This window comes from Paenarthrobacter sp. 10L412, assembly GCF_056395565.1.
This window is the reverse complement of the sequence record NZ_JBFTJT010000010.1, coordinates 71,962-83,830: the sequence shown is the minus strand read 5'-3', so window position 1 is coordinate 83,830 and position 11,869 is coordinate 71,962. Positions and strand designations below refer to the sequence as shown.

Genomic DNA, 11,869 nt, shown 5'->3' with positions numbered 1-11,869 from the left:
TGTTAACCGACGGACCCTTCCATCTGCAGTTCAATCAAGCGGTTCAGCTCAAGGGCATATTCCATGGGCAGTTCACGGGCGATCGGCTCAATGAAGCCGCGCACGATCATGGCCATGGCCTCGTCCTCAGGCATGCCGCGGGACATCAGATAGAAGAGCTGCTCTTCGCTGACGCGGGAAACGGTGGCCTCGTGACCCATGACGACGTCGTCCTCGCGGATGTCGATGTACGGGTACGTGTCCGAGCGGGAAATGGTGTCCACCAGGAGGGCATCACAACGGACCGTGTTGGCCGAGTGCTTTGCACCTTCGCGGACCTGGACCAAGCCGCGGTAAGCCGCACGGCCACCGCCGCGGGCCACGGACTTGGAAATGATGGAGCTCTTGGTGTTCGGTGCGATGTGCACCATCTTGGAGCCGGTGTCCTGGTGCTGGCCCTCGCCGGCAAATGCGATGGACAGGGTTTCACCCTTGGCGTGCTCGCCTACCAGGTAAACGGCCGGGTACTTCATGGTCACCTTGGAGCCGATGTTGCCATCGATCCATTCCATGGTGGCGCCCTCTTCGCAGATGGCACGCTTGGTGACGAGGTTGTACACGTTGTTGGACCAGTTCTGGATGGTCGTGTAGCGGACGCGGGCGCCCTTCTTCACGATGATCTCCACAACGGCGGAGTGCAGGGAATCCGAAGTGTAGATCGGAGCCGTGCAACCTTCGATGTAGTGAACGTAGGAGTCCTCATCGGCGATGATCAGGGTGCGCTCGAACTGGCCCATGTTCTCCGTGTTGATACGGAAGTAAGCCTGCAGCGGGATGTCCACGTGCACGCCCTTGGGCACGTACACGAACGATCCACCGGACCATACTGCCGTGTTCAGCGAAGCGAACTTGTTGTCGCCCACGGGGATGATGGTGCCGAAGTACTCCTGGAAGATCTCCGGGTGTTCGCGCAGGGCGGTGTCCGTGTCCAGGAAGATAACGCCCTGGGCTTCGAGGTCCTCGCGGATCTGGTGGTAGACAACTTCGGATTCGTACTGGGCCGCGACGCCGGAAACGAGCCGGCTGCGCTCAGCTTCCGGGATGCCGAGCTTTTCGTAGGTGTTCCGGATGTCCTCCGGAAGGTCTTCCCACGTGGCAGCTTGCTTCTCGGTGGAGCGCACAAAGTACTTGATGTTGTCGAAGTCGATGCCGGAGAGGTCTGCGCCCCAGGTTGGCATGGGCTTGCGGTCGAAGTACTTCAGGCCCTTGAGGCGCAGATCGAGCATCCATTCGGGCTCGTTCTTCTTCGAGGAGATGTCGCGGACAACGTCCTCGTTGAGGCCACGACGGGCATTCGCGCCTACGTCGTTCTTATCGGCCCAGCCGTACTCGTAGTTTCCGATACCGTGCAGTTCGGGATTCTTCTCCAGAATCTCCGAGATCACAGTGCCGTCAGCTACCGCTTTCTCTGCTAGTTGGTCCGTCATCACGGCCTTTCTTGCTGGTTGTTTGATTCCTGGTACGGGTTCCCGGACTGCTCTGCGGTGCTGTGAGGCACCGTGGCAGCTGGTCGCCCGGTAGGTATGTGGGTGGTGCAGACGTGCCCGCCTTGCGCCAGGGTTGAAAGACGTCGGACATCGACGCCCACCAAGCGGGAAAAGACTTTGGTCTCGCTGTCACAAAAAACAGGGAATTCCGCGGCGAGCTGCTGGATGGGGCAATGTCCCTGACACAGCTGCACACTGGAAAATTCTGCAGGCAGTGGGGCTTTTGCCTCAATGGAATGGGCAGAGGCTACGTAGCCGTCCCGGCTGAGGGCCTTGGACAAGGCCAAGGCGCGGGCGGGGATGTCCTGCCCGGCGGCCGCAACTTCGGGCGCATAGCGGCGCTCCATTTCAGAGAAGCGCTCTTCAGCATATTCGCGGACTGCATCCTCGCCGGCGATTTCCTGGAGTCGCCGGAGCGCGGAGCTGGCGATGTTCAAATAGTCATCGCCAAGCTTGGATTGCCCTTGTGAACTCAGGACATAGCGGCGCGCAGGGCGTCCCGCCCCGGCTCCTGCCTTGGCAACGCGCTTGACTTCGATAACGCCATTGCGCTCCAAGTGATCCAGGTGGCGGCGGACCGCTGCAGGCGTGAAGCCAAGAAGGTCACCCAACTCAGCAGCACTGACGGGGCCGTTCTCCAACACTGCACCAAGGACGCGGTCCCTTGTACGGTCTTCCGCGTCCGGCAGCGCAGAAGAAGGCGCAAAGGCCTCCGCCGCTGCAGCATGCCGCCTTGAGGGCATGGAAATTGGACTGCTCATGGAATACACAACACAATCATGTCGTAATTTGTTTCATGCATCCAGTAAGGCAAGACTGACCTTAGTCACCCACCAGGTGTGACCGTACTACTTCACGTAGAATACTCTGGTGCGATCCACTGATTCCCCTGTCCTCACTATAGACGGACTCATTAAGGATGTAGGGCCCCTGGCCTCCCTTGACGGCAAAATGCTCCGGGTTGTTAGTGGGCTGTCCATGGTGGCTGAGCGGGGCCGGATTACGGCCCTCCTTGGAGCCAACGGCGCTGGCAAGACCACCACCCTTGAATGTGCGCAGGGTTTGCAGAAACGGACAGGGGGAACCATTTCGCTTCTGGGCGCAGACCCGGACACAGCCGGCGCTGACTTGAGGTCCCGGGTGGGTGTCATGCTTCAGGATGGCGGCCTCCCGCCGTCGGCCCGTCCAATCCCCCTGTTGCGTCATATTGCCGGCATGTACCGCAACCCCATGGATGTCGACGCCCTCGTGGACCGCCTTGGCATTGCCCAATTCAGCCGCACCAGTGTGCGGCGCCTCTCAGGTGGCCAAAAGCAACGGGTGGCTTTAGCTGCGGCATTGATTGGCAACCCCGAGGTCCTCTTCCTGGATGAACCCAGCGCTGGATTGGATCCGCATTCGCGCCAAGTGGTTTTTGACCTTATTGCGGAACTGCGCGACGCCGGCATGGGCATCATCCTCACGACGCACCTCATGGATGACGCCGAGCGCCTGGCTGACTACGTCTATATCATCGACGGCGGACACAACGTCGCCGAGGGAACGGTCGCCGACCTCCTGCGGCACGATCATTCCACCGACACCGCGATCACTGACCGGACCCTCTTCTTCGACGCGCCGCCGGGACTCGAGTTCAAAGACGTCCTTGGCGCAGGTCTGCAAGTCCTTGAAACCCGTGCCGGCAGCTACTCGATCACCGGTGCCCTGGGGCCCGACGACCTTGCCGCGCTGACCGCCTGGTGGGCCGCACGGAACATCATGCCAGCCTCACTAAGACTCGAGGCGCGGAGCCTCGAGGACGTTTTCCTGGACATTTCCGGAAGGGACCTCCGATGAGCAAGCTCCTCTCCACCAACGCCGGACCCGCTTCCCTACCTCGCCGTATTCTGCAGCAAGGCCGCTACGAGACCATCACGATGCTGCGCAACGGCGAGCAATTGATTCTTGCCGTCGTCCTGCCGCTACTTGCTTTGGCCGGCCTGACTGTCACTCCCCTGCTGGATGGGCTCGGAGGCTCGCGCGTTGACGTAGCCACGCCGGGAATCCTTGCTCTGTGTGCCATGTCCACCGCTTTCACTGGCCAAGGCATCGCTACGGGATTTGACCGGCGTTACGGCGTTCTTCGCTTCCTCTCCACCACCCCACTGGGGCGTGGTGGCCTGATCGCGGGCAAGATACTCGCTGTGCTCGTCGTTCTCTTCCTTCAAGTACTGGTAGTGGGGTTTGTCGCCGGATTCCTGGGCTGGCAGCCGCGGCCGGAGGCATGGCTTCCAGGCCTTGGGATCCTCATCCTTGGTGCGGCTGCGTTCACGGCGCTGGGGCTCCTGGTCGCCGGAACAGTGCGGCCTGAAGCTACCCTGGCCATCACCAATCTTCTGTGGATCCTCCTCGGAGCGTTGGGCGGGATCGTTGTCCCGGCGGAGAGGCTTCCAGCTTTGGCCCAGGGCATCGTTCACTTCCTGCCCTCCGGTGCACTGGGCCAGGCATTGCGGGACGCGTTCCTGCTGGGCATTGTGCCCTTCCCCGCCGTCCTGGTCCTCGTGACGTGGACCCTGCTGGCCGGCGCGGCAGCTATTCGCTGGTTCAAGTGGAACTGACAACAAGCAGAACTGAGAGTTGAGCAAACTGTGAGCACGGCATCGCGCCTCCCCAAATCCGTCCAGCGATTCACCACCAAGCTGCCAACGGAAGTAAACCGCACTATCCGCCGGCTATCTGTCCTTTCGCTGATCGGACAGACAGTACTCGTGGTGACCGGTGGTGCAGTTCGCCTTACGGCTTCGGGCCTCGGTTGCCCCACGTGGCCGCGGTGCACGGACGAATCCCTCGTCAACACGCCTGAAATGGGCATTCACGGTTTTATCGAGTTCGGGAACCGTATGCTCACGTTCGCGTTGGCGGCGGTTGCGGCTCTCATGCTGGTCTACTTGTGGAATCTCCGCAAGGAACGTCGCGATCTCTTCATGCTCGCTCTCGGCCTCCTGGCGAGCATCCCGGCCCAGGCCATCATCGGCGGAATCACGGTCCTGTCCAACCTCAACCCCTGGGTTGTGGGCCTGCACTTCCTGGTATCCATGGCCTTGGTTGTCTTAGCGACGCTGCTCGTGAACCGCGCCTTCGGCCGCACCGGCCGATTCATGAACCAGGTACTGCCCACACTGCCTTCGGTTGCCCGCCCCGTTATGCTGGCTGTCGCCGTCTTCTCGGCCATAGCTGTCATGCTCGGCGTAGTAGTCACAGGCGCCGGTCCGCACGCGGGCGATGCCGATGCGCCCCGCAATGATCTGGACTGGGACCTTTTCTCACACATTCACGCTGTGCCCGCTTACCTGATCACAGCCGGGACACTATTCGCTGTATACCTTGTGGTCCGGCATAAGATCGGCGGCCCGTTCCGAACCGCTTCGTTCCTCCTGCTCGCCGTGACGTTGCTCCAGGCCATCATCGGGTTCACCCAGTACTACAACGGGATCCCTGCTCTCCTCGTGGGCGCACACATGCTGGGGGCTGCCCTGCTAATGAGCGCATCGACCAACGCGGCCGACATCGCCAAGTACAGTCCCGCCAAGTAGCCCTCTCTCACGTACGGGGCCCTGGGGCGGGATCTTCTCTCACGTCCGGCGGCGCTGAGCGGGATCTTCTCTCACATCGGGTGGCGCTGGGCGGGATGTTCTCTCACGTCCGGCGGCGCTGGGCGGGATCTTCTCTCACATCGGGTGGCGCTGGGCGGGATGTTCTCGCACGTCCCCCCAGGCTTTCGGGATCCATCATTATCCCGGCGCTCCCTCCTTAGGCACTCTTTTCGACCGTTTGTTCAGTCGGCGGGTGAGAGAAGATCGGTAGGAATGGGCTCGGATGTGAGAGAAGATCGGTAGGAATGGGCTCGGATGTGGGAGAAGATCGGTAAAAATACGCTCGGATGTGAGAGAACATCCGGGGGGAAACGAAAAGGCGCGACGCCGGAACTCGGGTGAGTGCCGGCGTCGTGCCTTCTTTGTCTTGCTTCTTTGTGGAAGCCGTCGCGGAGGTTAGCCGCCGATGATCGGTGATCCGATGAACGGGTCCACTGCCAGCGCGATGAAAAGCAGCGTCAGGTAGCTGATGGAGCCGTGGAAGACCTTCATGGCACCCTTGTTGGAGACGTCGCCGCCCTGTGCCCGCTTGTAGAGGGCGTGGCTCTCGTACAGGAACCAGGCGCCGGCAGCGACGGCGGCAATTGTATAGACCCAGCCGGCGCCGCCAACGGGAATCATCAGCAGCGAGCAGGCCACCATGGCCCAGGCATAGAGAACCACCTGAACGGACACAACTTTGGCCCCGGCAATTGCTCCGAGCATGGGCACCTTGGCGTTGCGGTAGTCCTCGCCGTAGCGCATGGACAGAGGCCAGTAGTGCGGGGGCGTCCACAGGAAAATGACCATGAACAGCACAATGGCAGGCCACTCAACCGTGTTGGTGACCGCAGCCCAGGCGATCAGTACCGGGAAGCAGCCGGCAGCCCCGCCCCAAACGATGTTTTGTGCGGTGCGGCGCTTCAGGATCATGGTGTAGATGACCACGTAGAAAACGATGGCACCCAGTCCAAGCCATGCGGACAGCGGATTCGCACCGAACCACAGGATGGCGATTGAAGCGGCACCAAGAATCCAGGCGAAGACCAAAGCCTCCCTGGGCGAAACTTCACCGGTGACCAACGGACGCTTCTCGGTGCGGTGCATCAATTTGTCGATGTCGCGGTCGATGTAGCAGTTGAACACGCCGGCGCTGCCCGCCGCGAAAGCGCCGCCAACGAGAGTCGCCAGAATCAGTCCGATGGACGGGAAGCCGCGCTGGGCAAAGATCATGGTGGGGAGCGTGCTGACCAGGAGCAGCTCGATGACACGGGGCTTGGTGAGAGCCAGATACGCCTTTAACTTACGGGAGATTCCGATGCTTCCCCGGGCCGGGGACGCGTTGAGGGGCGTATCAGTTGTGCTCACGGCGGCAGTCACTCTGTTCTATGCTCTGGGGTTCTCGCAGCGGCTGCAGTCCGGGGTTTCCGAGATGGAACCGCAGGCGCATGAACCGCTGGTGGCCTCCAGATATCATACCGTGGCTGGAAGTGCGTCCGTGTCCGCAAAATACGCCAATGTTTCGGAAAGTTCACTTCCCAGCGGCGCCATCGTGATTCATATAAGGGAAATTCTGTCCAGTTAGTGGGATTCCCTGAGTCTCAGGACACGTTTGGGGCTAAGCTGTTGAGCAGATCAGCACACGTTGACACTCCGGGAAACCGTATTCTCGGAAAATCCGTGCGTCTGGATGAAGGATCAACGTTTCAATGGTGAACGGCTGGTAGACACATTGCAGCGGGCGCCATCCTGTGCTTCCTGCGTGCCGTGTCCTTCCGCCTGCCGTCAGCACAGAGAGGGGCTCGGTTTTCGTGCCACATTTGGAAGAGCAAGAACTGTCATGGACCGATCTGGATCAGAAGGCGGTTGACACCGTTCGCGTGTTGGCCGCTGACGCCGTGGAGAAGGTTGGAAATGGCCACCCCGGCACGGCAATGAGCTTGGCTCCGGCAGCGTACCTGCTGTTCCAGAAGCTGATGCGCCATGACCCGAAGAACCCTGACTGGATTGGGCGTGACCGGTTCGTCCTGTCCCCCGGCCACACATCACTGACCCTTTACATCCAGCTGTTCCTCTCCGGATACGGCCTGGAATTGAAGGACCTTGAAGCACTGCGTACCTGGGGTTCGCTGACCCCGGGCCACCCCGAGTACAAGCACACAGCGGGCGTGGAGATCACTACCGGCCCGTTGGGCCAGGGCCTGGCTTCGGCTGTTGGTTTCGCTTACTCCCAGCGCCGCCAGCGCGGCCTGTTCGACGCCGATGCTCCCGCCGGTGAGTCGCCGTTTGACCACACGATCTGGGTTATCGCATCCGACGGCGACCTCCAGGAAGGTGTGACGTCCGAGGCGTCCTCGCTGGCTGGCCACCAGGAACTGGGCAACCTCGTGGTGATCTACGACGAGAACCACATTTCCATTGAAGACGATACCGACGTTGCTTTCACCGAAGATGTCCTGAAGCGCTACGAAGCCTACGGCTGGCACACCCAGCGCGTGGACTGGACCAAGACCGGGGATTACGTCGAGGACGTCCAGGAACTCTACTCCGCACTGCTGGCTGCGAAGGCTGAGACGAACAAGCCGTCCATCATTTCGCTGCGGACCATCATTGGCTACCCGGCCCCGAAGAAGCAGAACACGGGCAAGATCCACGGCTCGGCCCTGGGGGCCGAGGAAGTCGCAGCACTGAAGACCGTGCTCGGTTTCGATCCCGCCAAGTCCTTCGATGTTGACGAAGAGGTCCTGGCACACGCCCGAAAGGTCCTGGACCGTGGCGCCGAATCCCGCGCTGCATGGCAGTCCTCGTTCGAGGCCTGGCAGTCCGCCAACCCGGACGCTGCTGCCCTGCTGGAGCGCGTTGAGGCCAAGAAGCTTCCCGTGGGCATCGACGCCGCGCTGCCCGTGTTCGAAGCCGGCAAGGACGTCTCCACCCGCGCAGCATCGGGCAAGGTCCTGAACGCCATCGGCCCGGTCCTTCCCGAGCTGTGGGGCGGTTCCGCCGATCTCGCCGAGTCCAACAACACCACGATCGAGGGTTCGCCGTCGTTCATTCCCACCTCGCGCTCCACGGACGCTTGGAAGGGCAACCCGTACGGACGGGTCCTGCACTTCGGTATCCGTGAGCACGCAGCTGCGTCGATCGTGAACGGCATTTCCCTGCATGGACGCACGCGTGCGTTCTCGGGCACGTTCCTGATCTTCTCGGATTACCAGCGCCCGGCCATCCGCCTCGGCGCGTTGATGGGTGTGCCGTCCTTGTACGTATGGACGCACGACTCCATCGGCCTGGGCGAAGACGGTCCCACCCACCAGCCCGTGGAGCAGCTCGCGTCGCTGCGTGCTATCCCGGGCCTGGACGTCGTCCGCCCCGGTGACGCGAACGAGGTCTCGGCAGCGTGGAAGGCGATGCTGGAGAACCACGAGAACCCGGCCGGCATCGTGCTGACCCGCCAGAACATCCCCACCTACGCCCGCGGCGAAGGCACCGCAGAAGGTGACACCTTCGGCTCCACCGCTGGTGTGGCCAAGGGTGGTTACGTCCTGGCTGAGGCTTCCAAGGACGGCGAAACCGTTGACGCGCAGGTCATCCTGATCGGCACGGGCTCCGAGGTCCAGCTCGCCGTCGCGGCCCGCGAAGCACTCCAGGCCGAAGGCATCGCCACCCGCGTTGTTTCCATGCCGTGCGTGGAATGGTTCAACAAGCAGGACGAGGCCTACCGTGAGTCCGTGCTCCCTGCCGATGTGAAGGCACGCGTTTCCGTCGAAGCCGGCCTTGCACTTGGATGGCGCGAATTCGTCGGTGATGCCGGACGTTCGGTCTCCCTTGAGCACTTCGGTGCCTCGGCAGACTACAAGCGGTTGTTCCAGGAATTCGGCATCACTGCCGAAGCCGTTGCCGCCGCTGCAAAAGACTCCCTCGCAGGCCTGAGCGCCTGATACCTCTATCAAGGAGAAAACAATGACCAGCACCCCCACGCAGCAACTCTCCGACGCCGGCGTTTCCATCTGGCTCGACGACCTTTCACGCAACCGCCTCGAAACGGGCACGTTGCAGAAGCTCATCGACGAAAAGAACGTAGTCGGTGTCACCACCAACCCGTCCATCTTCCACGCTGCCATCACCACCGGCACGGACTATGACGCCACGATCGCCGCGCAGGCCGCGGCTGGAGCCAGCGTCGAAGAGACCATCTTCGAGATCACCACCACGGACGTCGCCGACGCCTGCGATCTGTTCGCACCGATCGCTGCCGCCACCAACGGCGTGGATGGCCGAGTGTCCATCGAGGTGGATCCCCGCCTGGCGTGGGACACCCAGGCCACGATCGCCGAGGCCAAGCACCTGTATGGCAAGGTCAACAAGGACAACGTCCACATCAAGATCCCGGCAACCCTGGAAGGCCTGGAAGCCATCACGGCAACCCTGGCCGAGGGCATCAGCGTCAACGTGACCCTGATCTTCTCCCTGGAGCGCTACCGCGCCGTCATCAACGCCTTCCAGTCCGGCCTGGAGCAGGCCAAGGACAACGGCCACGACCTCTCCAAAATCCACTCCGTGGCATCCTTCTTCGTTTCCCGCGTGGACACCGAGATCGACAAGCGCCTGGACGCCATCGGCACCGACGAAGCCAAGGCCCTCAAGGGCAAGGCAGGCGTCGCCAACGCACGCCTCGCCTACCAGGTGTACGAAGAGCAGTTCTCCACCGAACGCTGGGCCTTGCTCGCTGAGGCCGGCGCCCTCCCCCAGCGTCCGCTCTGGGCCTCCACCGGCGTCAAGGACCCGGCCTACCCCGACACCCTGTACGTCACCGAACTCGTGGCCCCCGGCGTGGTCAACACCATGCCGGAAAAGACCCTCGACGCAACGTTCGATCACGGCGTAGTCACCGGAGACACCATCACGGGCACCTACACAGAAGCGAACCAGACCCTCGACGCACTCGAAGCCGTTGGCGTTTCCTACAACGACGTCGTAGCCGTGCTTGAGTCCGAAGGCCTCGAGAAGTTCGTGGCCAGCTGGAAGGAACTCCTGGCCGACGTTGAAGGCGCCCTCGCCACCGCACGGAAGGCTTCCTAACCAACCATGAGCACAATCAGCTACGACGCCAGCGGTGCCGCGCAGCAGGCCATCGCCCAGAACATCACCAGCCTGGTAGACGACAAGGTCGCCACGAGGATTTTCGCCAAAGACCACACGCTGTGGGGTCCTGAAGCGGAGTCCGAGTCGGCCATCCGTCTGGGCTGGGTTGAGGCTGCCGCCGTATCGCAACCTTTGGTGGAGGGCATTCTCGAGCTTCGCGATGCTCTCCGCGCCGAGGGTGTCTCCCGTATTGTCCTCTGTGGCATGGGTGGCTCCTCCTTGGCTCCCGAGGTCATTGCCGGCACCGCCGGCGTCGAGCTGACTGTGCTGGACAGCACAGATCCTGAGCAGGTCAGCGCTGCTTTGACGGACCGGTTGGCGGAGACTGCGATTGTGGTGTCCTCCAAGTCGGGTTCAACTGTTGAGACTGACTCCCAGCGCAGGGTGTTCGAGAAAGCGTTCAACGACGCCGGTATTGATGCCAAGAGTCGAATCATCATCGTCACGGATCCGGGTTCTCCGCTGGACAAGGCATCCCGCGAAGCCGGTTACCGTGCCGTCTTCAATGCCGATCCCAACGTCGGCGGCCGTTTCTCTGCCCTTACGGCGTTCGGGCTTGTCCCTTGCGGGCTGGCTGGCGTGGACATCCAGGCTTTCCTGGACGAAGCTGAGGAGGCTGCCGAGATCCTCAACGAGGACTCAGAGGACAACATTGGTCTTGCTTTGGGCATTGCCCTGGGCGGCACCAATCCTCTGCGCAACAAGATCGTCATTGCCGAGGACGGTTCCGGCATTGTGGGCTTCGCTGATTGGGCCGAGCAGCTCATCGCGGAGTCCACGGGCAAGCTCGGCACGGGTGTGCTGCCTGTTGTCGCGGGACCGGATTCCCCTGAGGCCCTTGGCGGCGCCGAGGACGTTCTGGTGGTCCGACTGGTTAGTGCGGACGCCGACGTCGAACTTCGTGAAAACGAAGTTGCGATCGCAGGCGGCCTGGCTTCCCAGATGTTCCTTTGGGAATTCGCGACCGCCGTTGCAGGACGTCTGCTGGGCATCAACCCGTTTGACCAGCCCGACGTCGAGGCCGCCAAGGTGGCCGCGCGCGGCCTGCTGGATGCCCGCCCTGAGCCCACTCCGGCCACGTTCACCGACGGCGTCGTGGAAGTTCGCGGCGGCGATTGGCTCGGTAGTGCTTCCACCGCAGCCGAAGCCGTGCAGGCACTGCTGGCCCAGCTCGGCTCGGACGGTTACCTGAGCGTCCAGGCTTACCTGGACCGCATCTCCCATGCGCCCCTTGAAGGCATCCGTGACGAACTCGCCGCTGTCTCCGGCCGTCCGGTGACGTTCGGCTGGGGCCCGCGGTTCCTGCATTCCACAGGCCAGTTCCACAAGGGCGGTCCGGCTATTGGTGTGTTCCTTCAGATCACCGCAGCATCGTCTTTGGATCTGGAAATTCCTGACCGCCCCTTCACGTTCGGGGAGCTCATTGCTGCACAGGCCTCGGGCGATGCCCAGGTCCTGGAAGGCCATGGCCGTCCCGTGTTGCGCCTGCACCTCACCGAGCGTGCTGCCGGCGTAGCCCAGCTCCAGGAAGTCGTCGCTGCACTGGCCGGCCAGGCCAGCGCACTCGAAAGCTAAGGCACAAAACCAAAC

At 62.2% G+C, this 11,869-nt stretch carries 9 protein-coding genes; 6 read left to right on the top strand and 3 right to left on the bottom strand.

The window, feature by feature from the left end:
- Window positions 1–2: 2 nt before the first annotated feature.
- Together sufB and AC1DD7_RS15020 are read right to left on the bottom strand one after the other, a co-directional pair.
- Window positions 3–1,466, bottom strand: coding sequence for a Fe-S cluster assembly protein SufB (sufB, locus tag AC1DD7_RS15025; protein WP_431115218.1), 1,464 nt, complete (start codon window positions 1,464–1,466; stop codon window positions 3–5).
- Complete coding sequence (locus AC1DD7_RS15020) at window positions 1,466–2,287, bottom strand: helix-turn-helix transcriptional regulator (protein WP_431115217.1); 822 nt, start codon at window positions 2,285–2,287, stop codon at window positions 1,466–1,468. Before AC1DD7_RS15020 ends, sufB begins: the two co-directional genes overlap by 1 nt.
- 109 nt (window positions 2,288–2,396) lie before the next feature.
- Here AC1DD7_RS15020 and AC1DD7_RS15015 point away from each other — a divergent pair, with 109 nt between their 5' ends.
- From AC1DD7_RS15015 to AC1DD7_RS15005, 3 genes are read left to right on the top strand one after another with little or no spacing between them, the layout of a single operon-like run.
- Entirely contained in the window at window positions 2,397–3,362 is a 966-nt protein-coding gene (locus tag AC1DD7_RS15015; RefSeq protein ID WP_477515618.1) for an ABC transporter ATP-binding protein, read from the top strand.
- On the top strand, window positions 3,359–4,123 hold the full coding sequence (locus tag AC1DD7_RS15010) for an ABC transporter permease (RefSeq protein WP_477515617.1): 765 nt from the start codon (window positions 3,359–3,361) through the stop codon (window positions 4,121–4,123). The genes AC1DD7_RS15015 and AC1DD7_RS15010 overlap by 4 nt, the downstream gene beginning before the upstream one ends.
- A gap of 30 nt (window positions 4,124–4,153) precedes the next feature.
- Window positions 4,154–5,098 (top strand): COX15/CtaA family protein, encoded by a 945-nt coding sequence (locus AC1DD7_RS15005; protein WP_477515616.1) that lies wholly within the window; start codon window positions 4,154–4,156, stop codon window positions 5,096–5,098.
- 456 nt (window positions 5,099–5,554) lie between these two features.
- On the opposite strand, the gene AC1DD7_RS15000 is transcribed toward AC1DD7_RS15005, so the two are convergent.
- Window positions 5,555–6,517: a heme o synthase gene (locus AC1DD7_RS15000; RefSeq protein WP_216925779.1), complete on the bottom strand. Its 963-nt coding sequence runs from the start codon at window positions 6,515–6,517 to the stop codon at window positions 5,555–5,557.
- Between the two features lie 431 nt (window positions 6,518–6,948).
- Between AC1DD7_RS15000 and tkt the strand changes: the two genes are divergently transcribed.
- Genes tkt through AC1DD7_RS14985 form a run of 3 tightly spaced genes read left to right on the top strand, consistent with a single transcriptional unit; the run spans window position 6,949 to window position 11,854 of the window.
- Entirely contained in the window at window positions 6,949–9,075 is a 2,127-nt protein-coding gene (gene tkt, locus AC1DD7_RS14995; RefSeq protein ID WP_477515615.1) for a transketolase, read from the top strand.
- A 22-nt stretch (window positions 9,076–9,097) separates the two neighbouring features.
- The gene (tal, locus tag AC1DD7_RS14990) at window positions 9,098–10,216 is read left to right on the top strand and encodes a transaldolase (RefSeq protein WP_477515614.1); all 1,119 of its coding nucleotides are present in this window, start codon (window positions 9,098–9,100) and stop codon (window positions 10,214–10,216) included.
- Window positions 10,217–10,222: 6 nt separating this feature from the next.
- Window positions 10,223–11,854, top strand: coding sequence for a glucose-6-phosphate isomerase (locus AC1DD7_RS14985; protein WP_477515613.1), 1,632 nt, complete (start codon window positions 10,223–10,225; stop codon window positions 11,852–11,854).
- Window positions 11,855–11,869: the final 15 nt, after the last annotated feature.